Origin of the sequence: Chitinophaga vietnamensis (genome assembly GCF_902167635.1) — a bacterium.
GTDB classification, from domain to species: domain Bacteria; phylum Bacteroidota; class Bacteroidia; order Chitinophagales; family Chitinophagaceae; genus Chitinophaga; species Chitinophaga vietnamensis.
The window spans coordinates 26,081-49,076 of the sequence record NZ_CABHMS010000005.1 but is presented as its reverse complement, the minus strand read 5'-3'; the positions used below and the strand labels follow the sequence as shown (position 1 = coordinate 49,076).

The window sequence follows — 22,996 nt, the reverse complement described above, 5'->3', positions numbered from 1 at the left end:
AATTCATAAATCCATAAATCAAGAAATCCGTAAATTTTTTTATATATTGGGACACTCTTACCATCTTGTCAACCATAATTACCGGGAACATGACGCAAACCTCCCAACGCTTTTTACCGCTGGACGTATTCCGCGGCATGACGATATGTTTTATGATCATTGTGAACACCGGCGGCACGGGCGGTGTATTTGCCCCGCTCGAACATGCCGCCTGGCACGGCTTCACACCTACCGACCTTGTTTTCCCGTCTTTCCTGTTTGCCGTAGGCAATGCCATGAGCTTCAGCATGCGTAAGTATGCAGCGCTCGGACAAGCCTCCGTGCTCGGAAAGATATTCAAACGTACCGCGATCATTTTCCTCTTAGGATTTTTGATGTACTGGCTGCCGTTTGTAAAACATACTGCCAACGGGCTGGAGTTCATTCCCTTCTCCCACACCCGCATCATGGGAGTGCTGCAACGCATTGCCTTGTGTTATTGCATTGCTTCTCTCCTTATCTATTATTTTCCAAAGAAATGGGTATGGGGCATCAGTGCCTTACTGCTGTTCGGTTATTGGGCCATCCTCTGGTATTGTGGCACGCCTGGCGATCAATACGGCATCCATGGCAATGCAGGACTTGCCCTCGATAAATGGGTCCTGGGCGATGACCATCTTTATCATGGTGAACATTTTCCGTTTGACCCTGAAGGAATACTGAGCACACTGCCCGCTGTAGTGAATGTGGTAGCGGGCTACTATGCAGGCCTGTTCATACAACAGGAAGGCAAAACCACTAAAGGCGTGTCAAAGCTGGTGCTGGCGGGCGTTATATTGATTGCTGCGGCACTGCTCTGGAATACTGCCTTTCCTATCAACAAAAAACTGTGGACCAGCTCCTACGTTCTCCTTACAGTTGGCATCGATCTGTTGATCATCTCCCTGCTCATCTATCTCATCGATATTTCGGGTATCCAGGCGGGTACCGGCTTCTTCACCGTATTCGGGAAAAACCCGCTGTTCCTGTATTTGCTATCGGAAGTGCTGGTCATTTTTATGCACTTCATTCAGATTGGCGATGTGAACAGTTATCATTGGATCAATGATCACATCTTCCAGGCGATGATACCCGGCAAGCTGGGCTCCCTGCTGTTTTCCGTATCTTACATGTTGCTATGCTGGCTCGTAGGTTATTTCCTCGACAAGCGGCGCATCTATGTTAGAGTATAAACCATCAACAGTACTGCTATGGACCTGTCATTAAAAGGAAAAACAGCGTTGATATGCGGCAGTTCGCAAGGCATTGGCCTGGCCACCGCCGTCGAGTTATCATTGTTAGGCGCCAGCTGCATTTTGCTGGCCAGAGATGAAGAGCGGCTGAAAGCCGCCACCGCACAGCTTCACAGCTCCCACGGGCAGCAGCATCGTTATGAGATTGCCGATTTCTCGCGCATCGACGAAGTGATCAGCGTAGCCAACGATATTGCTGCCGGCGCCACGGTGCATATCCTGGTGAACAACACTGGCGGTCCGGCTTCCGGCCCGGTGCTGGAAGCAGAGACCAAAGCCTTTGCCGCCGCCTTTGAGCAGCATCTCCTCTGTAACCAGGTACTGGCGCAGGCTTTAGTGCCTGGTATGATCGAGGCAAAGTATGGCCGTATTATCAATATCATTTCCACCTCTGTTAAAACACCGCTGAAGAACCTCGGCGTATCCAATACCACCCGGTGGGCCGTGGCGGCCTGGTCCAAGACCTTAGCCACCGAACTGGCGCCACACGGCATCACAGTCAACAACGTATTGCCTGGTTCTACCAACACTGGCCGCCTCAACAGCCTGTTCGACGCCAGCGCTGCCAAAAGAAACATTTCCAAAGACCAGGTTGCCGACGAATGGCTTGCGGAAATTCCCATGAAACGTTTCGGCGATCCCCACGAAGTGGCCGCCCTGGCGGCTTTCCTCGCCACTCCCGCCGCCTCCTACATCACCGGCACCAGCACCGCCGTGGATGGCGGGAAGACGCCCGTAGCGTAATCTTTGCTCAGGATTAAAGGATTGAAAGGATTAACAGGATTTTTTTACAGGATTAAAAAAGATTAAAGGAGATTGACGAGAAGATCGACGAGGTTCCAGCCCTTGAAGCGCTTTGAGCGCTTCAAGGGCTATCTTCGCGAAGATCAAATCGAATTGTTCTTCTCGTCAATCTCCTTTAATCTTTTTTAATCCTGTAAAAAAATCCTGTTAATCCTTTCAATCCTATAATCCTGAGCCAATTTAGCAAGGAATGAAGCAAACTACACTCACCAGTTTGCCGTCTTTGAAGAAGAGCTGGACGGCGCTGTCGCTGTCGGGATCGGTGGAATCACGGAGGGTGATGAGGTCGGTGCGGCCTTCGTTTTCGGCTTGCTTTACGGCCATGGGAAAGAGTTTGCGCGCGTCGGCCCAGGTGGTGTTGCCCGTGAGGGTGATGTTGCCGCTGGTGAGAGAATTGTTGTTGGTGAAATGAAACTGGTCGCAGGCGATGGAATCTTTACAGCGCTCAAAGCGGGAACCATCTTTGAAGATATACAGGAAATCCTCATCGAATTGTGCGGCGCAGACATCTTCATAGTCGGGCGTGATCACGCTGTCTGGCCGGCCCCAGGTGGTTTCAAATTGCCGGATATTGGTATATAAGGGCTGTTTTTTATTGGCCACCGCGCGGGTGAAACTGAATACTTCAATATGCTCCCAGGCAATGTCTTGCCGGGCTTCCTGCAGGGAGTCTTCGTCTTCCACCGGCGCGCTCATGTTTTCGGCTGGCGCCGTTATCACCGTCTGCTCCTGATCGTCTGTTCTCGCGCTATGGCAGGCCATGGCAGCCACTATTATCAATAAGCATGTTACTCTGTTCATACTCAATTTTTCGTATACCCGATACCGTTTGATGCCGAGGCGCACTAAATTTATAAAACTTTCCGCTTATGGAATATTTTAATGCAATCGTTTGCATAAATGAGAAAAACCAGTTATCTTGGTTATATAAAATCCACGGACCCGTTATGAAAAAAATGATGCTATTATGCCTGGGACTGGCCATCGCGCGCATCGGCGCAGCTCAGGACAATGACGCCGCCATTGTGAAAAAAGTGGCCGATTATGTTATCGCGCACGCGGCATTCAAATTCACCGGCGATAATAATCAGACCTATAACAACAGCAAAGACATCCCGGAGAATGTAAAAGCCAAAATATCCGATCATCTCAGCGAATGGCATTATCCCAACGGTGTACTGAACGTAGCCATGATCGACCTGGGCAACTACCTGAAAGACGAGAAATATAACAACTTTGCCAAACAGCATGTCGCCTTCGCATTCGACAACTATCAATACTTTGAAGCGCTGCAAAAAAAAGGCGTGAAATATGCCGGCTTCCCTTTCAATCAACTGATCAACACCCGCGTGCTCGATGATTGCGGCTCCATAGGCGCCAGCGTGATCGATGTTTATAACAGCGTGAAAAGGGCAGACTATAAAACCTATATCGATAAAGCGGCCCATCATATCAGCGATGTGCAGGAACGCCTCCCCGACGGCACCCTCTGCCGCCCAAACCCTTTCAAATGGACACTCTGGGGCGATGACCTATACATGAGCGTGCCCTTCCTCGCACGCATGGGCAAACTCACCAACGACAAAAAATATTTCGATGACGCCGTAGCGCAAGTCAAACATTTCTCCCATTACCTTTGGGATGAAAAGGCCGGCCTGTATGTACACTACTATTACCAGGACCTGCAACGCCCCGGCGTAGCGCACTGGGGCCGCGCCAATGGCTGGATCATGCTGGCAAAAGTACAGCTGCTCAACAACCTCCCGAAAGATCATCCCGGCCGCCAGGAAGTGATCGATGACCTCACCCGCCAGATACTCGGCGTAGCGCCATATCAATCTGCCAGCGGCATCTGGCACCAGGTGCTGGACCGCAATGACTCCTACACCGAAACTTCCTGTACCGCCATGTTCGTATATGCCATCGCGAGAGCCGTAAATGAAGGCTGGCTCGATAAACGCTATATCACCATCGCAGAACGCGGATGGGATGGATTGGTGAAAGAGAAGATACAGCCGGACGGACAGCTGAAAGATGTTTGTATCGGCACTAACACCTCTGCCGATATCACATTTTATTATAACCGCCCCACGGAACTCAACGACTTCCACGGCCTGGGACCCGTGATAGAAGCGGGGATCGAGATCATGCGCTACCGCGCCAGGACTAAATAAAAAAGATGGCCCACTTGCAGTGGGCCATCTTTTTTTATTTTAATACACATCAAACCAGACCCTGGTGGTGAGCACATCGGCTCCCTGTCTGGCTACGGCTTCTTTGTAATTAATTCCGTTCAGCGCCTGTTCGCTGGAAGGATAAGTGAGGCGCAGCGGCATCTTGCCATTCAAAGCGCCGGTATAAGCGGGCTTCAGCTGTGGATAATCCAGTCTTCGCCATTCTGCAAATGCTTCCAATCCTTCGCCGAACAGTGCCAGCCATTTTTGTTCGCCAATAGATTTTTTATAATTAAGCGGATCATACACTACCGCAGGCTGCGCGAGATAAGCTGCTACCGGCGCGCCCGTAATACCATATTGTTTGAAAGAAGCAGTGATCGCTGAAACATACAGCGATGCTGCATCTCCGCTGATCAAGCCACGTTGCGCAGCCTCTGCCAGGATGAATTGCTGTTCTGCATAGCTGAACAATACTGCCGGTGCAGTAGTAGCAGTGAACACGGCGCCGGCATCGGAGGTTTTTGTGAAACCCAGTCTGGATGCGGAATCCGCTGTAAGACCATTGGTCACGCCGATATACACATTGGTATCTTTGGGCAATGCGGCGTATATGGGTAAGCGTGGATCGTTGAGCGCATAGAGCTTATCCACGATCGTTTTGCTGACGCGGTAATCATTACGCGTTTCGCGGTTGCGGCCCACAGGGTTCTGATTGGGGGAGGCAAGATAGTTCAGCTGCACGTCGCCATCATTGGCAGTGAGCAGCACATTGCCGCCGGCCGCAACATCCGCAAATACAGCCTTGGCAGCGTTGAAATCGCGATCAGCAATACGTAATGCGATGCGCAGGCGCAGGCCATTGGCAAATTTTCTCCAACGTTGCAGGTTGTTGTTGTTCAGGATATCTCCCTGGATACCATCTGCTTTATCATCCAGCAAAGCTACGGCTGTCTTGAGTTCCGACAGGATACCGTTGTATACTACCCGCTGGCTGTCGTATTTAGGCGTAAGATATTTTTCGATATTGGCGGCCTGTGTATAAGGCACATCGCCATAAAGATCGGTAACGAGCTGGAAGAGCCAGGAGCGCATGATAATAGCCGTGGCTTTGTAGTTCGGGTTATGGAGACTATCGCCCAGTTGCGCCAGCGTAGTGAAATCCTGTATCCCCTGTGCATAGAAATTACTCCACACGGCCTGCACGCTGGTAGCCGCGGGCACGTAACGGTCAGGATCGGGGTACTGTATCTTGGACCAGTATTGCACATAGAGCAGGGAAGCATCCATGGTGGCATCCTGGCCCCAGTAGGTATCCACATTGGCTTTGATACCGTTCGATAGCAGATAGTCCGGCTGCAAGGTGGTAGGTTCGTTCGGGTTTTTATTGATGCGCTCCAGTTCTTTCTGGCAGCTGGCCAGCAGCACTATAGCGGCGAATATGATGCTTGATGTCAACAACTTTTTCATCTCTCTTCAAATTAAAATGAAACATTCAGGTTAAAGCCGATGCTGCGCGTGGTGGGTATCTGCAAGGTTTCAAGTCCCTGGCCGTTACCGGTATTGAACGCTGTTTCAGGATCGATGTTAGGGACTTTCTTTTGCAGGTATCCGAGGTTCCTGGCCACCAGCGCCACATTCACCTGTTGCAGCTTCCAGCGTTTGGTGAGCGATGCCGGCAAAGTATATCCCAGCTTCACTTCGCGCAGTTTGATGAAGGAGGCGTCGTATACGCTGCTTTCATTGAGGCTGCTGTTATATACTGCTTTGTAGTAACGTTGTGCGGAGATGATGGTAGTGTTCTTCTTACCATCAGCAGTATAACCATCGAACACCATACCATCATGATACACCGTGCTGCCGTTGGGCGCCGGCGCGTCATGACCGGGCAATTGCACCGCTGTGCCATTATTGATGTAATAAGGAATACCGCCGTGGTCTGCATCGCGGCCTGGTAAGGATGCCGCCAATACGCCGGTGTAGATGCCGGTGTAGTTGGTGCCCGACCAGATGTTGCCACCTTGCTTGGTATCGATCAAAAAGCTGAGGCTAAAGCCTTTGAAAGAAAAACTGTTGTTGATGCTGCCTGTCCATTTGGGTGTGAAATAACCCAGTATTTTTTTATTGGGATCGATCGCCGGCGTACCATCTGCATTCACTACTACCCTGCCGAGCGAATCCCGCTGAAAGGCTTTACCATAAAGGGCTCCATAGCGTTTGCCTTTGCTGGCCAGCACCTGTATATTACCCGAGCTGCCAAGCACATAGTCTGTCAAAAATCCTTCTTTATCCAGCTCTACCACTTTACTCACATTGCGTGCGTAGTTGATGTTCACATTCCAGATAAAGCCGGAGCGTGTAGTGATGGGCGTTAGTCCGAGCATCACTTCTACCCCTTTGTTATTGATTTCACCGGCATTGAGCAGTTTCTTGAGATAGCCGGTAGTAGGGCTTACATCTGCGAGCAATATCTGGTTATAGCTGTTGGAGTTATAGTAGGTAACATCCAGTCTTGCGCGGTTATGGAAGAAACCTGCTTCCAGCCCTACTTCTGTGGAAGCTGTGATTTCCGGTTTCAGGTCTTTCTTCAAAAATTTATCTGATACGGTGAGCAGCGGATAAGAGCCGAAGGGCTGATTGAAAGGATAGGTATTCACCAGTTGGTAAGGATCGGTGTCTTTACCTACCTGTGCCCATCCGCCACGTACTTTCAGGGAGCTGAGCACATCGCTTTGTATATGCAGCGCTTCCGAGAGCACGAGGCTGGCATTAACGGAAGGATAGAAATAACTGTTGTTGCCGCGTGGCAGCGTGGACGACCAATCGTTGCGGGCGGTTACGTTCAAAAAGGCGTAGTTGCGGAATCCGAGCTGTGCGGAGCCGAATGCGCTATATACTTTTTGTTTGGAGAAATAGCTGGTGGAGATCAGCGGATCGCGGGAGTTGTTGAGCGTGTACACGTCTTTCACGGCGAGTTTGGGCGCTTGTTGATAGTTTTGCTCAAACTGGTTGCTGCGGATATTGCCGCCGGCGAGTACATCGATATCAAAATCACTATTCAGCTTTTTCTTTGCATTCAGTGTGAACTCGCCATTGGTTTCGCCGAGTGCGTAATTGTCTTCCGTGTAAGAACCGAAGGGTGTGCCGTTGGTATAGTAGGCTACTTTGTATTTGCGTTTATCCGTGTAGTAGTCAGTACCTATGCGCAGGTTGGCGCTGAGCCAGTCGAGCAGTTGGTACGACAGCCGGGCGTTTCCGAAGAAGCGGTTACGCAGCTGGCCTACGGTATTTTCGTTCTGGATCCAGTAAGGGTTGCTATAGTAGCTGTGGTTCCAGTTGTAATCGGTACCATCAGGATTTTTATAATCTTTCAGGCGGGAGATATCCACCTGGCGTCCGAACCAGATGAACTGGAGCGTTACGCTGTTGCCGCGGCGGCCATCCACGCCGGGCAGGTTATCGGCGGAGCTGCGCACATAATCAGCATAAGTGCTGAGTGTGAGCTTGGGCGTGAGCCGGAAAGTATTGCTGGCCGTGAATGTATTCCGTGTGATGCCGGTGTTGGGGAGGATACCGCTTTGTTTGGTATTATTATAAGAGAAACGGTAATCGAGCTTTTCATTGGAGCCGCCAACGGCGAGGCCATTGTTCAGCGTATAGCCGGTCACGTAGAAATCTTTCACGTTATTGGGATGCGCTACAAATGGCGCTGGCTGGCCATTAGAGAAGAATTGCGGAATGAGGCGGCCGTCCATTTTAGGTCCCCAGCTCTCGTCCACGCCATCGTTGATACCGCCGCCTTTACCATCTTTATAAGAGAATTGTCCGCCGGTACCTTGTCCGTATACGTTCTGGAAGGTAGGCAGGATCAGTACTTTCTCGAAGGTGGCGTTAGAATTTACGGTGATGCCGAATCCGCCGCGGGTATCTTTTCCTGTTTTAGTTTTGATAAGGATCACGCCGTTGGAGGCGCGCGAGCCATAGAGAGCGGCGGCGTTGGGGCCTTTCAACACGCTAAGACTGGCGATATCATCTGCATTGATATCAGCGATAGCGTTGGCAAAGTCGCGGCCGGAGCCTATGCCGAGCTGGCTGTTATCCACCGGGATACCATCTACCACAAACAGCGGCTGGTTATTGCCGGCGATAGAGGTTTCGCCGCGTATCACGATACGGGAAGAGCCGAGGTTACCCTGACTGTTGGTTACCTGTACCCCTGCGATCTTTCCGGAGAGGGCATTTACCAGATTGGTTTCGCGGGCTTCGGAAATATCTTTTGATTTCAGCTCTTGTACGGCATATCCCAGTGATTTCTTTTCACGGGAGATACCGAGCGCCGTTACCACTACCTCTTGTAATTTGCTTTCATTGTTTTCCAGGGAGATGTTGAGCGCCCGGCTGTTGCCGACAGCCACCAGGGCCGTTTGGAAGCCGATAGACGATACCTGTAAAGTATCGTTGGCCTGTGCGCTGATGCTGTATTTACCATCTACATCTGTTTGTGTACCCCTGCTGGTGCCTTTTACCTGTATAACGGCGCCGGGTATACGCTGTGCATCGCTGCGGGAGGTGACTACCCCGCTCACCCTTACATCCTGGGCAATAGTTTGTTGCAGCCACAGTATGCCGGGCAACAGGTAGAAGAGCCTTTTCATGTACTTCATTATGAGGACTGTATTTATTGTCTAAATAGACCGTTGGCGCGGGATCGACAACCCCTTACTTCCGATTTTGGTATCCTTGCTACAATTGACTTTGGTGTACGTTTGCGGGGGCGAAGATAAAATAGAAATATTATTCTACCAAACTTATAGACTAAATAGATTATAAAGATTTTCGAATTTATGAATTTACGGATTTACGAATTTATAGCGAACCTCAGCTTCGCCATAAATTCGTAAATCCGTAAATCAATAAATCCGAAAATCCTACTGTCCCAATAGCTTCTTCAGCGCGCTTTTGCAGGCTTCTACGTCGTCGTAAATGGGTCTGTCTTTGCAGGCCGTGCCAATGTACTTGATGGTGACTTTGCTTTTGCGCAGTACAATCTGGTAGTATTCGGAGGCGTCGGGAGAGTTTTCCCAGGTGGTTTTGCCATTTTCTTCTATGCCGCCGGCGAATTTGTCGTCGATGGTTTCGATCACTTTTTTACGCAGGTTATCTGCGAAATCGAAACTGGTTTCAGTTTTTACATGGCAGGTATCACGGGTGGCGATAGCAGGCTGGTAGCGGGCGGCAGACTTTTGCGAGGCGGCTATCAGTAAGGCAACGGCAGCCAGGAAGATGAACGGGAATTTAAGATTGCTTTTCATGGCAAGAGAAATTATAAGTAAGGGTGATGAAACAAATCCAGGGCATCACAGTTTTACATGCGGCAATTGAGGCGATGATCAGATTCCAGATTTTGGCGATAACGGTTTTCTACTCATTATTAAAATAACATATTTATCTCAATCTGCAAAACTTTCGTCAATAATAATGGCCCTCCTGCGGATTGCGGGAGGGCCATTATTATTGACGAAACAGTTATTGATATTTCTTGAGAACGTTGAAGAGGATCTTCTTATCGGCATCCGTCATGCCGGGGAGTGAATCCTGTGGCACGAAATGCCTTTTGAAAGCCTGCATGGCAGCGGATGAATCCTTGATATCATAGCCAATGATGCGCAGCGCCTGCAATTGGTTGAAGTTATCCGGCAATTGCACACGAGTGGTATCGTCGTACCAAAGGCCGAAACCTTTTTGCGCCAGCTGCTGCCAGGGGAAATAGGCGCTGGGATCCACTTTGCGGCCGGGAGCGATATCCCCATGACCAACGAAGTTAGCGGCAGGAATACCATAGCGGTGCTGTAAGGTATCCAGCAATATCATCAGGCTGTTGATCTGCACGGGTGCAAAGGGCTCTGCGCCATTGTTGTCCAGCTCGATGCCGATGGAAGAAGAATTGATATCTGTCAAACTTCCCCATTTCGCGACGCCTCCATGCCAGGCGCGGAGGTAATCATTGAGCGTGTGATGGATGGTACCGTCGCGGCAGATGACATAGTGGGCGCTCACCTGGGTGCGGTCGGTGGTAAATGTTTTCAGCGTTTGCTCGCAGGAGTTTTGTGCAGTATGATGGATGATCACCAGGTTGGGCTTCCGCAGGTTGAAATTGGTGGTGCCTACCCACCAGGCCGGCAATACGCCACCATCGCCGCGAAGCATGGATGGCTGCTCGCGCAGGGTGCGGGCAAATTTCTTTGCCTGTTGTTTATAGATCTTGTTGGTGGCGGCATACGGGTTGCGGGCGCAATAACTGCAACACAGCAGCACTGCCAGCAGCCAGAGCATTCCCGGGAAACCTTTTTTGGCATTGAGTTTCATTGGATATCGTTTGTTGAGTGCATACTAAAGATACTAAACTATTGCGCAGTGCGCCGCTGTAATAAGGAACGGATGATCGTTTTGCGGGTATCGAACATCCATTGCGTAAGCTCGCGCGTTCTCTGCAATACCGGGATACCGGCTGTGTGCGGCGATCCGGCGTTGAAAGGCGGCTGCGGATGATATTCCAGTTGCAGTTGTATGATCTTTGCCAGTTCCTCTCCACCCACCATGGCCGTGAGTTTCAGGCCGAAGTCGATGCCCGCTGTTACGCCGCCGCCAGTGATGCGATTGCGGTCGCGCACTACGCGCTCTTCCACCACTTCCACGCCAAACATACGGAGCAGGTCGAGCGAGCGCCAGTGGGTAGTAGCCTTGTAGCCATCGAGCAGGCCGGCGGCGGCCAGCACCAATGCGCCGGTGCAAACGGATGTGAAGTATTTCACTCCCGGCGCCTGCCGTTGCAGAAAGCCGATCACAGCATCGTTAGTGAGCAAGGCATTGATACCTTTGCCGCCTGGTATGAAGAGCACATCCAGTTGCGGGCAATCGTTCAATGAAATATCGGTTTGCAGCCGGAGGCCGCCTTCGGCGCGGATGAGCTGTGTATCTTCTCCGATGATCAGCACTTCAAAGCAGGGCGCTTTGATAAACACATCATAAGGTCCGGTAAAATCCATGATGGTGAGATCAGGGAACAGCAACATGCCAATTTTCAACTTTTGCATGAACAGGGTTTTAGGGTGTCGTAAATATAACACATCTGCCTGCAGAGGCATCAGCGGTGTTGATCGTAGACGTTCGGCGTCAATACATCCCTTAGCTGCTGCATTTCGCTGCTGGTAAGCGCTGGCGCCTGTGTGGCGCCTACGGCGTCTTCCAGCTGTTCATGGGTGCGTATGCCTACTACTGCGCTGGTGACGGGCGCCTGCTGTAATACGAAACGCAGCGCTGTTTGTGCAGCATTCCTGCCCGGCACTGTCAGCTGCTGAATGGCGGCGGCAGCGATGGATACAGCATCGGCATCATAGTCGAGGTAAGGAGCTGCGGGCTTGCCAGCCAGCAATCCTTTGGCTACGGCGCCTCTCGCCAGCACGCCAATGTTGTGTTGTTCCAGCAGGGGCAGGGCGCTTTCTTCCGGGCGGCGGTCGAGCAGGCTGTATTGCATCATTACGCTCACCATATGCGAACGTTTCACATATTCCCGGATCACATTGGGCCTGATGGAAGAAATGCCGTAGTGGCGGATCTTGCCTTGTTGCACCAGCAGTTCGAATGCGGCGATGGTATCATCTATCGGGTCGTTGATCGTACCGCCGTGTAGTTGGTACAAGTCGATATAATCCGTTCCAAGCCTTTGCAGGCTTGCTTCTACAGCGGAAAGAATATAGGCTTTGGATGGGTTCCAATCCCAGCCGCTGCCATCTGCACGCCACTGGTTACCAACTTTTGTAGCGATCACCACATCGGCACGATGCTGCCGGAGCGCTTTGCCCACGGAGCTTTCATTATGCCCGTGATCATACAGGTCAGCCGTATCAAAAAAATTGATGCCTTTGTCGATGGCTGCATGCAGCAGCCTTGCATTGGCGGCATCGTCGTTGCTTAAAGACATACATCCATAGGCAATTTCGCTGACTTTCAACGTAGTGTTGCCCAGTGTGTGGTATTGCATGGTCCGGAGATTTTATTCTGCCGTCAAGGTAAGGATATTCTGTTGATTGAAATAAGTGGCCTCCCTCCTTGCGGAGTTCGGCCACTTCTCAAATCAACATCTGCACATGAAATCTGTTATCAAACAGGCCGCTTTGATAAACAGCCTGGTCCGCATGATTCGTTTACCACTTCAAAAAACAATAGCCAGTATATGTTGACAGTACCGCGCTTGTGCGCCTGCACTGGAATTTTCAGGGTAAGGGCCGCCTGGAAAAGCAACCCGCGTTAATTGTCTGTCCTATAGTATTTGTTGTTGCCCGACAAGTAACCGTGTTAGTGGTTACAAAGTCTGGATCACCTGGAAAGGCGGCCCCTATGGTTACAAAGTCAACCATTGTGCTTATGACAAAGTTCCGCCCCTGGCATATGTTAAAGCTGTTTGCACAGCTGGATCTTCCAATAAAGGGGACTGTTTGAAAAAACGGTCCCTGTTCGCTGAATCAATCGTACTTCCCGCATAGCTGATTGCCGCAGCTATAGTGGTAGGTTCATCTTATGGCTCTGTACTAAATTTTTTTCATGCTGCTAACTTTAAAAGATAGAGGCTACCTGGAAAAGCGGCCCCGTTGTGCTTTCCATTGACTTCTGTTATGTAGCATTCCAAAAACGTATATGCATTACCGTGACATTACGCCACTGGCGCGAATAATTTTTGTAAAGAGACTGCCTGGAAAAACAGTCCGTTGTTCTCTAGTAAATCTTACCCCATTAATTGCCGATTCTAAGCAAGTGTTTAACAAACAATGAATGTTGTTAACAGTCGGAAACAGCGATGCTTCCGCTGCTACAGCAAAAAAGTTCCGGGAAAAACATGACAACCGCCGGTTGTCGTGACTGGTGCAGTATGCCCAGTTTTGTAAGGTCCACTGCTGGCGGCCTGTAACAACAGGGCTGCCTTTAATAATGGCTGGTTAATAATGCTCATCGATCAGTTTTTTTTGCTCAATAAGAATATGGCTCAAGGGAACAAACAATAACGCCGATGTTGTTGGTCTGCCTGGTTGGTGCGACAGTTGTTACTCGTTACAATGCAAAGGTAGTCCGCCGCAATACAATACGAGCGGGCTTTCGCGGCGATGTTGCAGTGAATAAGAATGAACGGATCAAAATAGCAGTGAATAAAATGGATTTCATCTTCCTGAAAAAAATACTTATGCAGTGGCATCGCGTTACCGGCGGATATTAGCAAATGAAAACGTATATTCGGTGATGTTTCTCTCAAAGGATCCAGCCCTTCATCTTTAAAAATATCTTTATGCAGGAAAAAATAAAAGGTGCTTTCTATGGGGTCGCCATCGGCGATGCGATCGGCGTGCCGGCAGAGTTCAAAACCAGGGCCTTCCTCCGCGAAAACCCGGTAGACAGCATGACCGGCTACGGCAGCTGGCACCAGCCACCAGGCACCTTTTCAGACGACGCTTCCCTCACCTTCTGCACTGCTGAAAGCCTGCTGCAAGGCTATGATATCAATAACATGGCGGCCTTGTTTGTAAAATGGTATCAACATGGCTACTGGGGCGCACATGACGAAGTATTCGACATTGGCCACACCACCCGCCGTTCCCTGCAACGGGTGTCTGTAGGCACTTCCCCGCTGGTAACCGGCGGCTTCGAAGATTTCGAGAATGGTAACGGTTCCCTCATGCGCATGATGCCGGTAGCGCTCTATGCCGCCAAAGAAACCGATATAGAAAAAAGATATCATCTGGTAAGAGAGATATCCGGTATCACCCATCAACATTTCAGATCGGTGCTCGCCTGTTTTATTTATACAGAATTGATGCGCATCCTGCTGTCGGAGCCCGACAAACAGCTGGCCTACCAACGTACCCAACAAACGGTTAACAGTTTCCTCAGCGCCCGTCAATTCAATCCTACGGAAGTCAAATACTTCAACCGCATCCTGCAACACAATATTGCGCTGGTGGCCGAAGCCGATATTTCGGCCTCGGGCTATGTGCTGCATACGCTGGAAAGCGCCCTGTGGAGCTTCCTGAATACGGACTCCTACCAGGACTGCGTACTCCGGGCGGTCAATCTTGGCGAAGACACTGACACTACCGGCGCAGTGGCGGGCGCGCTCGCAGGCCTGTATTACGGCATCGACGGCATTCCTCCAGCGTGGATCACCATGGTGGCCAAATCCGCAGAAATCGCTGCCCTGGCGGAAAGATTTAATGCCACCTTAAACTTCCAGCCCGCTTAGCCGTCTAACAACTATTAAACGCAATAATCACTCGTATAGCAGACATCTACGCGACACAATGTTTTAGATCATGAAGAACAGAACATATATCCTGTTAGTGCTGATTGGCCTTTTAAGCACTTGTACAGCGGGAATAACCTATGCGCAAAGAGGCCATGGCGGCGGCGGAGGCCATTTCGGTGGTGGAGGCGGCAGTCATTTTGGCGGCAGCCGGGTGATGTCGGCCCCAAGAACATCCGTGATGTCGGCCCCCCGCGTTTCATCTCCCCGTATCTCCTCCAATCGCATCGTGAGAGGCGACAACTACGCCGGCGGCAGCCGTGTGATCGCCTCCGGCACCCGGTACTATCCCGGTGGATATTACCACGGCCGTTATTATGGCGGCGGATATTATTACCGGCATCCCTGGTATCGCCCGTACTATCACTTCTTCTATCCTCCGATAGGATTCTATGTATCTGTATTACCTTACGGCTATTTCACACTGGGACCGGCTTTCGGACCGATGTACTACTACCAGGGCACCTACTATCAGCCTTCGAATGATGAGAGAGGCGGCTATAAGGTAACCGATGCACCGCTCAATGCCGAAGTGCCCAACCTGCCGGATGGCGCACAGGAAATACAGGTGAACGGTAACACCTACTACGATGTGAACGGCACCTATTACCAGGAGATCATGACCGACAATGGCCGGCGCTACAAAGTAGTAGGCAAGAATGGAAAGATCGGCGACCAGGACGTTACCTCGGAAAGCAGCGTTCCTAACGCTAACAACCCTACGAATAATAGCAGCACTCCTGACAATATCGTATCACAGCTGCCGGAAGGTTGTCGTACCGTTACCATCAACGGGCAGGAACTGTACCTCTCCCCCGATGGCATGTACTATCAGCTGGTGACCTCCGGTAATACTACCGGTTACAAAGTGGTAGGAAAGATCAATGCAGAACAATAAGATCCTTTTGTCATAGCATTTGTATGAAAGCGGGCCCGCAGCGTTGCGGGCCCTTTCTTTTGCTACCAGCTGCTGCTGGCGCCGCCGCCATCGGAAGAGCCGCCCCCCCAGTCAGAAGAAGATGAAGAAGAGAAAGCATCTGAATCAGAAGAAAAAGAACTGCTTCCACCGGAAGAAGAAGAGGATAATTTCGCGATCACAAATTTGTAGTCATGCGTAAACGCACAGGCGGCGCATACGTACGTTTTCATGCCCCAGCCTTCACTGCTGGTAGTTGCACGTGCTTTGGTAATTGTTTTTTTGCACTGGAAGGTTTTATGAGAACAGGAAGGACAAATCGACACCGCGGAGTTCACATTCGTGTAATCCAGCACCAGCTGTTGTTTGCAATGATCGCATCTCCATACATCATAATCTACAGATTGCATTTTTTCTTCCATCACCTGCGCTTTATCCAGGTAGTGCTCTTCTGTTTTTTCATCCAGTTTCTGCATAGCCTGACGACAGTTCGGGCAATTATACGGATCATTGCGGAGCTTATCCTGCCGGCTTCTGAAATACTGCAAATACAATAACAGGAAAGGCAGGGGGAACATATAAGCCATGGGCTTCAGGTGCTGATGTGCAGCCTCCAGCCGCTGCCAGCGCTCGTGGCGGTCGGCGCCGCGCAATGCCATCTCTGCACGCACCCGTATGATCAGCACGGCCAGGTGCACGAACAAGGCCCACACCACATAGTATACCAGTATAGCCGTCAAGAAACCTAGATGTATATTGGCCCGCACATTCACCCACCAGAAAAGATAGACTGCCAGCACATTCACCAGCAAAACGCCCATCCAGCCGGGACGCAGGTATTCGTTAGGCAGATCGCCCACACTCATAGGCTCGTCATCTGCCTTCCTCGTTTTCTTCCAGCCAAAACAAGCGTGTATGATAGCCAGGGTGACAATAAAACAAAAGATCAACGCGAAGAAGAAACCGCCTCCTGGCGGATCGCTGGATGCGGAAGCAACATTACTGCTGCTATTGCCTGCAAAGGTTTGGGTGGGCGCGTATACCGTGGAATCGTCAGCTGCCATCAGTGAAGTATCGGATACAACCGGCGCTGACAGCTGGTCGTAGGCATAGTTGCCGGTATAGAACAAAGAACGGATCGCATGCACGCCATTCATGAATGCGGCATCATAATTACCTTCCTTGATACGCGGGATCATATACTCCTGCTGGATATGGAAGCAAGTAATATCCGGCATATCCCCTTCGATGCCTTTGCCGGTTTCAAATACAAGTTTATGGGCATCGTTTACAAGCAATACCAGCAAACCGTTATTGGTGGCCTTTTCGCCGATACGCCAATAGTTGAACAGTTCATGCGCAAATTCTTTCGAGTCCTTATCCCCGATGGAACGCAGCAGCACAAGGGCTACCTGTGCTTTATGCGCCTGATCAAGCAGGGCAAGCTGGCTGTTGAGCGAATCAACTGTGATATCGCTGATGAGATGATCCGGATTGCTGACATAACCGCCGCCATGCTGTTTGGGGTCGGGAACATTCTTCACTGAGAACGGCTGCTGGCGCGCGCTTGAAAGTAAGAACAACAGTAACACCAACAGCCACGATGAATACTTCATGGGGATACACAATATTGATGCGGCTAAGATAAGCGTTTTAGGGTATGATCTCAATATCACATACACATGATAATAAAAGGGGATTACCCGCCGTTTATGAAGAATAATACATAAATTGGTATTGTTGCAAAAACAACCACCTCTCAAACAGTGTATATGAAACGGCTTTTCGTATTGATTGCCCTTGCTTTTCCGCTTATCCTGAATGCCCAGTCCAAGCTGACACAGGCCATCATGGACGATTTTTCCGCCCGTGCGGCCTACCATTACCAACAACCGCATGATTCCATTATGGGATACATCGCAGAGCAGATGAACCGCAGCGGCGCCGGCGGACTGGATATCGACTCCACCATCTTCAACCTGAAAAAAGATCCGGCAGCCCTGGATGCCGCACTGAAATATCTTTACCAATACAGCGATTGTAACCGTCAGCGATTCATCGCCAACCTGCGCAGCATGAATGTGCAAAGCGCCAACGTATTCCCGATCGCCACTTACACCGCTAACAAGTATAAGAACGATACCAAATCGCTCCTGGAAGACAAAGCCGATTTTCTGAAAACATACACCGGCCCTCAAACCGGCAAATCGCCGGCAATAGCGGCTGCACCTGCCGCTACAGCCACTTCCGCCACTTCCGCTACACCGGATGCGGCCAGCGCTGCTACCACCACAGGCGCCACGCCTGCTGCTGCGCCAGCGGCTGCACCAACGCCAACGGATACACGTAACTGGGAAGTGCGCCCGATCTTCCAGGCCCGCAATGCCGACCAGCTGGCAGAAATGTTCGGTAAAGAGAACATCTCCGTAAGGGAAGCCACCGACCTTGCCGGCAACAACAGCGGCGATGCCTACGTCATCTACCCCGATACCGACAATGAGCTGGAAGTGCAGTTCGACGGCGATCGCGGTAACATACTCACCTTCTCCCACGAACATTCCAAATGGAAATCACCTTTTGGGATTAAAGCCGGCGATCCGCTGGATAAACTCATCAAAGTAAACGGCCGCCCCTTCGTCATCAACGGTTTTGAATGGGCCGATGGCGGCATCGTGAGCAGCTGGAACGGCGGCGCGCTCGAAGGTAAAGGCGTTACCATCCTCCTCAAAGCCAATAACACCGGCGATCCCAAACAATACGACCAGGTTACCGGCGGTAAAAAGATCCGCTCCGATCTCCCTGTGCTCAAAAAACTCGACGTAGTGATACAATCCGTTGCCTTTAAAAGTAACTAGTGAACACTTGCAGGAGTAAAGACGGATTGTTATCTTGTAACATGAGAAACTTGTTTTTAGCCGGGGTACTATGGCTCATCGCCATGACCGGCATTTCCACCGACATGAAAGCACAAACGAAAAAATATCCGACCGTCAACCATGTGGCGGTATATGTGGTAGACCTGGCAAAAAGCACCGCCTTCTACCGCGATGTGATAGGCCTGGAGCCCATGGATGAACCTTTCAAAGATGGCCGCCATAGCTGGTTCAAGGTTGGCCCGCACAGCCAGGTGCATATCATCTCCGGCGCCGCCGGCGTAGCTACGCACGATAAAAACGCACATCTCTGCTTCAGCGTACCGTCCATGAAAGATTTCATTGCCAACCTGGAAAAACACCAGGTACCTTTTGAAGACTGGCCCGGCCATCCAGGCGCTATCAACAAAAGAGTAGATGGCGTACAACAGATCTATTTCAAAGACCCGGATGGCTACTGGATAGAGATCAACGACGATCCTTATTAATTACGAATTGCGAATTAAGAATTACGGAGTTGTGGGTAGATGATATTAATATCGGTCTACCCACAACTCCGTAATTCTTAATTCGCAATTCGTAATTTTTTTCCTTATATTCAGTAAGAATTGTTCCTTTATGGCATTACTACTGAATGTTCCGGATGCAGACAAATCAGCCGCCCTGGCTGAAGGCGCCCGCTGGGAAGCCGCTTCAAAAACATGGTACCTGCCGACTGAAAATTATGGCAAGCTGAAAGAAGTGGAACGCTGGATGATCCATGATGGTACAGACATTATCCTCTCCAACGAACTGCTGGTGGCCCATACCAACAGCGCCTGCCACAAATGCGGCCATATCAACCGCGTGATCGCCATCGGCTCAGATACTTTTTATGAGAGAGATATGAACGAGCGCGACGAAGCCGTTTGGCTGGAACAGGATTTCTTCACCCTCTTTCAACAGATCACACAGGTATCAGGCAACCTGAAATCCTTACTGCATGAGCATTACCCCCGCTATCAACCTGCCTGGTCCAAAACCGCCAATACGCATCTCTGGTGCAACCATTGTGAACAATGCAAGAGCAAACAGGGCGACTGGTGCCTCTTCGACAAGCCCGGCAGCCCCTTTCATCCGGAGCAACAGGAAGAAGCCGCTAATATTCTGATCAAGATATACCCCCTCAAATTTGCGCCGCTCGTAAATGCCGGATACGGCTTCGGGCCCCATCTGCGCCTCATTTCGGAGTTTGCCGTCCGCGGATGATTATTTCGTGCAGCCGTTCCCGTTACAAAAGAAAACCAGAACAGACTTTACAAAAAGTTCACACAATCTTAATCTGCCATTTATAAAAACTTCCGGCGATCCTTCTACCTTGGCCGCCGCAAAATCAACCGATGCGAATTGGTTCTGATAACTGTAGCAATTATGTAATCAACCTATAAGTATGAGGCATTTTCTATTCCTGCTCACCATCTTCCTGATGGTGGATGCTGCGCTTTTTGCCCAGCAAAAGAAAATCACGGGTACGGTAAAAGATCCCGTCGATAACAGTCCGATTCCTGCCGTGAATGTGCGCGTTAAAGGCGCCGCCCGCGGCACACAAACCAACAGCGAAGGTATCTTCACCATCATGGCCGACGAAAACGAAACGCTCGTTTTCTCCGCTGTAGGCCTGCAACCTAAAGAGATCAAAGTAGGCGCGCAAACCATGATCGCGGTACAACTAAGCAGCGACGTAAAACAATTACACAACGTAGTGATCACTGCTTTGGGTATCAAACGTGAAGAGAAAGCGCTGGGCTACGCCACCACCGTAGTACAGGGCGAACAACTCACCAATGCGCTCTCCAGCAACTGGACAGACGCATTGTCCGGTAAAGTGGCAGGTCTTAATCTCGTAAGGTCCAACGGCGGCCCTACAGGCTCCAACAAGATCATCCTGCGCGGAGAGAACAACCTCACCGGGGAGAACGAAGCACTGATCGTAGTGGATGGCGTGGTGATCAACCACGGCAGCGGACGGCGCACCGCCGTGAGCGGCGAAGCCACCTATGGCGTCAACAACGACAATATGCCCGCCGACTATGGCAGCGGATTGAATGATATCAATCCGGAAGATATCGAAACCATCACCGTGCTGAAAGGCCCTGGCGCCGCCGCTTTATACGGACAACGCGGCGCCAACGGCGCCATCATCATCACCACCAAATCCGGCAGCAACAAAAGAAAAGGCCTTGGCATCACCATCAACTCCAATGGTAACATGGAAAAAGTGAACCGCTGGCCCGACCTGCAATATGAATACGGACAAGGCCTCGATGGCGCGGCCTACTACTCCTACGGCGCATCGCCCGATGGTAACAGCACCAGCGGCACCAGCTCCGCCTATGGCCCGCGTTTCAACGGACAACAATTCTTTCAATATGATCCGCTAACACAGGCCCAGGGCAAAACAAGAACACCGTGGACGCCCTACCGCAATCTCAATTCTTTCTTCAATACCGCGCAAACCTTCACCAATTCGGTAAGTCTGGATGGCGGCACCGACAAAACCACCGCCCGCTTCTCTTTCACCAATGTGGATAACAAATGGATCGTCCCAAACACAGGCTACAAGCGCAACAGCCTCGCCATGAGCGTGAACTCCAGGGTGAACGACAAATTGCAGGTATCTTCCAAAGTAAATTATACCAACAAATTCAGCGATAACCTCCCCGGCGCAGGATATGGTAACCAGTCGCTCATGTACTGGTACATCTTCTGGCAGCCCAGTGCCAATATCGACTGGCTCAGGAATTACTGGGTCAACGGACAGGAAGGTAAAGTGATCAAATATCCTTTCAGCACCTATCCTTCCAACCCTTATGCAGTAGCCTATGAGTATCTCAACAAATCCAACAGACATAATGTAACGGGTAACTTCACAGCCACTTACAATTTCACCAAAGAGCTGAGCCTGCAAGTGAGAACCTCTATGGACCTCTCCTATGAAATGCGCTCCCAGCAAAGGCCTTACGGCGCCGGTGCTAAATATGCAAAAGGCAGTTACCGCACACAGAATATCTTTTCCATGGAAGCCAGCAGCGACTTCCTCCTGAAATATGCGAAGAAGATCAGCAGTGATTTTGACTTTTCTGCCACCTTCGGCGGCAGCACGCTGAGAAATAATTACAACAAAGATGAGAACCGTGCGGACTCGCTCACTTATCCCGGCATCTACACGATGGCCAATGCCGCAGGGCCGCTGGTAACGCTGCCTTACCGCTCCAAATATGCGATCAATAGCCTGTATGGCTTGCTGGCCGCGAGTTACAAAGGATTCCTCTTTGCGGACCTCACCGCCCGCCAGGACTGGAACAGCGTACTCGCCACACCCACACGTACCGCTAATGCCGGCTTCTTCTATCCATCCGCCAACCTGAGCTTCATTTTGTCGGAAGTAGCGAAACTGCCCGCAGTCATCAATTTCGCCAAGCTGCGCTTCTCTGCATCCGGCGTGGGTAGCGGTGGTACGTCTCCCTACACAACGGCGTACTACTATACCTCCGCAGGGAGCTTGTACAGCGGCGGCCTGGAAGTACCGTCCACACTGGCAAATCCGGACCTGCGCCCACTGCGCACCATCACCTATGAAGCAGGCGCCAATGTGATGTTGCTCAAAAATCGCCTCGGTTTCGATATCGCGCTGTATGCCGGCAAAACAAAAGACCAGATCCTGAAACGCTTCACTGATCCGGCTTCCGGCTATACCAACGCCATCATTAACGGCGGCCTCGTTAGCAACAAAGGCCTGGAAGTAGCCATCAACGCCACTCCTGTAACCACGAGAAGCGGCTTCAAATGGACTTCCAACCTCGTATTCTCCACTAACAAAAACAGGATCGAATCATTACCCGATAGCTCCATCGTACTGCAAACCGGCCCTGTTGGCGGCGGACAGATCGTTGCCAAAGCCGGCGGCAGCATGGGCGACCTCTATGGACGCGGCTACCTCAGATCTCCCGACGGACAAGTGATCTACGATAACAAAACCGGCGTAGCCCTGCTCACCACCGATATTGTATATCTCGGTAATACTATTCCGAAATGGAAGATCGGCTTCACCAACCAGTTCTCTTACAAACAGTTTAGCGTGAATTTCCTGTTCGATGCGCAATACGGCGCCGTAGCGCATTCACTCATGAACTATAAACTTTCCGAACAAGGTAAAACTACCAACACGTTGCCAGGCCGCTACAGCGGCATCATCGGCAATGGCGTAGTGAGGAACGAAGATGGATCCTTCCGTAAAAATGATGTGGTAGCCACTAACGTAGATGAATATTACCGCTCGCACTTCGGCCAGGACAACGCAGAAGGAAGCACTTTCCGTACCGACTTCATCAAATTCAGGGAAGCGCGCATCGACTATACGCTGAAACCATCCGTGAGCAAGCGTATCGGGCTGCAACGCCTCACCGTGGGCGTTTACGGACGTAACCTCTTCATCTGGTCGCCATGGCCAATGTTCGATCCTGAATTTGGCACCCTCAGCGGTACCGATATCATTCAGGGCTTTGAAATAGGTCAGTTCCCGTCCACCCGCTCTTATGGATTCAACATTGTTATCGGCCTTTAATTTTTTT

General features: G+C 50.7%; 17 protein-coding genes. 9 read left to right on the top strand and 8 right to left on the bottom strand.

Features of this window, described 5'->3' with window-relative positions; genetic code table 11:
• The first annotated feature begins 89 nt into the window (after window positions 1–89).
• Together FPG75_RS14410 and FPG75_RS14405 are read left to right on the top strand one after the other, a co-directional pair.
• Window positions 90–1,211: an acyltransferase family protein gene (locus FPG75_RS14410; RefSeq protein ID WP_143307572.1), complete on the top strand. Its 1,122-nt coding sequence runs from the start codon at window positions 90–92 to the stop codon at window positions 1,209–1,211.
• An 18-nt stretch (window positions 1,212–1,229) separates the two neighbouring features.
• Entirely contained in the window at window positions 1,230–2,015 is a 786-nt protein-coding gene (locus FPG75_RS14405; protein WP_143307571.1) for an SDR family oxidoreductase, read from the top strand.
• Window positions 2,016–2,255: 240 nt separating this feature from the next.
• Here FPG75_RS14405 and FPG75_RS14400 read toward each other — a convergent pair whose 3' ends face one another.
• Window positions 2,256–2,876: a hypothetical protein gene (locus FPG75_RS14400; protein WP_143307570.1), complete on the bottom strand. Its 621-nt coding sequence runs from the start codon at window positions 2,874–2,876 to the stop codon at window positions 2,256–2,258.
• Between the two features lie 146 nt (window positions 2,877–3,022).
• Between FPG75_RS14400 and FPG75_RS14395 the strand changes: the two genes are divergently transcribed.
• Entirely contained in the window at window positions 3,023–4,249 is a 1,227-nt protein-coding gene (locus FPG75_RS14395) for a glycoside hydrolase family 88/105 protein (RefSeq protein ID WP_143307569.1), read from the top strand.
• Between the two features lie 39 nt (window positions 4,250–4,288).
• On the opposite strand, the gene FPG75_RS14390 is transcribed toward FPG75_RS14395, so the two are convergent.
• The 6 genes from FPG75_RS14390 to FPG75_RS14365 form a co-directional block, all read right to left on the bottom strand.
• Window positions 4,289–5,719 (bottom strand): SusD/RagB family nutrient-binding outer membrane lipoprotein, encoded by a 1,431-nt coding sequence (locus FPG75_RS14390; RefSeq protein ID WP_143307568.1) that lies wholly within the window; start codon window positions 5,717–5,719, stop codon window positions 4,289–4,291.
• An 11-nt stretch (window positions 5,720–5,730) separates the two neighbouring features.
• The gene (locus tag FPG75_RS14385) at window positions 5,731–8,913 is read right to left on the bottom strand and encodes a SusC/RagA family TonB-linked outer membrane protein (protein ID WP_143307567.1); all 3,183 of its coding nucleotides are present in this window, start codon (window positions 8,911–8,913) and stop codon (window positions 5,731–5,733) included.
• Between the two features lie 264 nt (window positions 8,914–9,177).
• Complete coding sequence (locus tag FPG75_RS14380; RefSeq protein WP_143307566.1) at window positions 9,178–9,561, bottom strand: hypothetical protein; 384 nt, start codon at window positions 9,559–9,561, stop codon at window positions 9,178–9,180.
• Between the two features lie 214 nt (window positions 9,562–9,775).
• Window positions 9,776–10,615, bottom strand: a complete 840-nt coding sequence (locus tag FPG75_RS14375; protein ID WP_236652793.1) for an N-acetylmuramoyl-L-alanine amidase — start codon at window positions 10,613–10,615, stop codon at window positions 9,776–9,778.
• Between the two features lie 38 nt (window positions 10,616–10,653).
• Window positions 10,654–11,343, bottom strand: coding sequence for a DJ-1/PfpI family protein (locus FPG75_RS14370; RefSeq protein ID WP_161596807.1), 690 nt, complete (start codon window positions 11,341–11,343; stop codon window positions 10,654–10,656).
• Window positions 11,344–11,393: 50 nt separating this feature from the next.
• Window positions 11,394–12,290 (bottom strand): aldo/keto reductase, encoded by an 897-nt coding sequence (locus FPG75_RS14365; RefSeq protein WP_143307564.1) that lies wholly within the window; start codon window positions 12,288–12,290, stop codon window positions 11,394–11,396.
• 1,296 nt (window positions 12,291–13,586) lie between these two features.
• Here FPG75_RS14365 and FPG75_RS14360 point away from each other — a divergent pair.
• Both FPG75_RS14360 and FPG75_RS14355 read left to right on the top strand, forming a co-directional pair.
• The gene (locus tag FPG75_RS14360; RefSeq protein ID WP_143307563.1) at window positions 13,587–14,537 is read left to right on the top strand and encodes an ADP-ribosylglycohydrolase family protein; all 951 of its coding nucleotides are present in this window, start codon (window positions 13,587–13,589) and stop codon (window positions 14,535–14,537) included.
• A 70-nt stretch (window positions 14,538–14,607) separates the two neighbouring features.
• Window positions 14,608–15,495 carry a DUF6515 family protein gene (locus FPG75_RS14355; RefSeq protein ID WP_143307562.1) on the top strand — a complete coding sequence of 296 codons (888 nt, stop codon included), beginning with the start codon at window positions 14,608–14,610 and terminating at the stop codon, window positions 15,493–15,495.
• A 62-nt stretch (window positions 15,496–15,557) separates the two neighbouring features.
• Here FPG75_RS14355 and FPG75_RS14350 read toward each other — a convergent pair whose 3' ends face one another.
• A complete protein-coding gene (locus tag FPG75_RS14350; RefSeq protein ID WP_161596806.1) occupies window positions 15,558–17,129 on the bottom strand; it encodes a TPM domain-containing protein in 1,572 nt (523 codons plus the stop codon).
• 156 nt (window positions 17,130–17,285) lie between these two features.
• On the opposite strand from FPG75_RS14350, the gene FPG75_RS14345 reads away from it, so the two are divergent.
• The 4 genes from FPG75_RS14345 (at window position 17,286) to FPG75_RS14330 (ending at window position 22,989) form a co-directional block, all read left to right on the top strand.
• Entirely contained in the window at window positions 17,286–18,368 is a 1,083-nt protein-coding gene (locus FPG75_RS14345; protein WP_161596805.1) for a hypothetical protein, read from the top strand.
• 41 nt (window positions 18,369–18,409) lie between these two features.
• On the top strand, window positions 18,410–18,874 hold the full coding sequence (locus tag FPG75_RS14340) for a VOC family protein (RefSeq protein WP_143307559.1): 465 nt from the start codon (window positions 18,410–18,412) through the stop codon (window positions 18,872–18,874).
• A gap of 130 nt (window positions 18,875–19,004) precedes the next feature.
• Window positions 19,005–19,634, top strand: coding sequence for a DUF5710 domain-containing protein (locus tag FPG75_RS14335; RefSeq protein WP_143307558.1), 630 nt, complete (start codon window positions 19,005–19,007; stop codon window positions 19,632–19,634).
• A gap of 181 nt (window positions 19,635–19,815) precedes the next feature.
• Window positions 19,816–22,989 (top strand): SusC/RagA family TonB-linked outer membrane protein, encoded by a 3,174-nt coding sequence (locus FPG75_RS14330; protein ID WP_143307557.1) that lies wholly within the window; start codon window positions 19,816–19,818, stop codon window positions 22,987–22,989.
• Window positions 22,990–22,996: the final 7 nt, after the last annotated feature.

Bases quoted from the DNA above. Each gene is read 5' to 3' on its own strand.
- FPG75_RS14360 (WP_143307563.1), top strand. From the start codon at position 13,587: ATGCAGGAAAAAATAAAAGGTGCTTTCTATGGGGTCGCCATCGGCGAT.
- FPG75_RS14370 (WP_161596807.1), bottom strand. From the start codon at position 11,343: ATGCAAAAGTTGAAAATTGGCATGTTGCTGTTCCCTGATCTCACCATC.
- FPG75_RS14410 (WP_143307572.1), top strand. From the start codon at position 90: ATGACGCAAACCTCCCAACGCTTTTTACCGCTGGACGTATTCCGCGGC.
- FPG75_RS14350 (WP_161596806.1), bottom strand. From the start codon at position 17,129: ATGAAGTATTCATCGTGGCTGTTGGTGTTACTGTTGTTCTTACTTTCA.
- FPG75_RS14375 (WP_236652793.1), bottom strand. From the start codon at position 10,615: ATGAAACTCAATGCCAAAAAAGGTTTCCCGGGAATGCTCTGGCTGCTG.
- FPG75_RS14380 (WP_143307566.1), bottom strand. From the start codon at position 9,561: ATGAAAAGCAATCTTAAATTCCCGTTCATCTTCCTGGCTGCCGTTGCC.
- FPG75_RS14400 (WP_143307570.1), bottom strand. From the start codon at position 2,876: ATGAACAGAGTAACATGCTTATTGATAATAGTGGCTGCCATGGCCTGC.
- FPG75_RS14335 (WP_143307558.1), top strand. From the start codon at position 19,005: ATGGCATTACTACTGAATGTTCCGGATGCAGACAAATCAGCCGCCCTG.
- FPG75_RS14345 (WP_161596805.1), top strand. From the start codon at position 17,286: ATGAAACGGCTTTTCGTATTGATTGCCCTTGCTTTTCCGCTTATCCTG.
- FPG75_RS14395 (WP_143307569.1), top strand. From the start codon at position 3,023: ATGAAAAAAATGATGCTATTATGCCTGGGACTGGCCATCGCGCGCATC.
- FPG75_RS14365 (WP_143307564.1), bottom strand. From the start codon at position 12,290: ATGCAATACCACACACTGGGCAACACTACGTTGAAAGTCAGCGAAATT.
- FPG75_RS14405 (WP_143307571.1), top strand. From the start codon at position 1,230: ATGGACCTGTCATTAAAAGGAAAAACAGCGTTGATATGCGGCAGTTCG.
- FPG75_RS14340 (WP_143307559.1), top strand. From the start codon at position 18,410: ATGAGAAACTTGTTTTTAGCCGGGGTACTATGGCTCATCGCCATGACC.
- FPG75_RS14385 (WP_143307567.1), bottom strand. From the start codon at position 8,913: ATGAAGTACATGAAAAGGCTCTTCTACCTGTTGCCCGGCATACTGTGG.
- FPG75_RS14330 (WP_143307557.1), top strand. From the start codon at position 19,816: ATGAGGCATTTTCTATTCCTGCTCACCATCTTCCTGATGGTGGATGCT.
- FPG75_RS14355 (WP_143307562.1), top strand. From the start codon at position 14,608: ATGAAGAACAGAACATATATCCTGTTAGTGCTGATTGGCCTTTTAAGC.
- FPG75_RS14390 (WP_143307568.1), bottom strand. From the start codon at position 5,719: ATGAAAAAGTTGTTGACATCAAGCATCATATTCGCCGCTATAGTGCTG.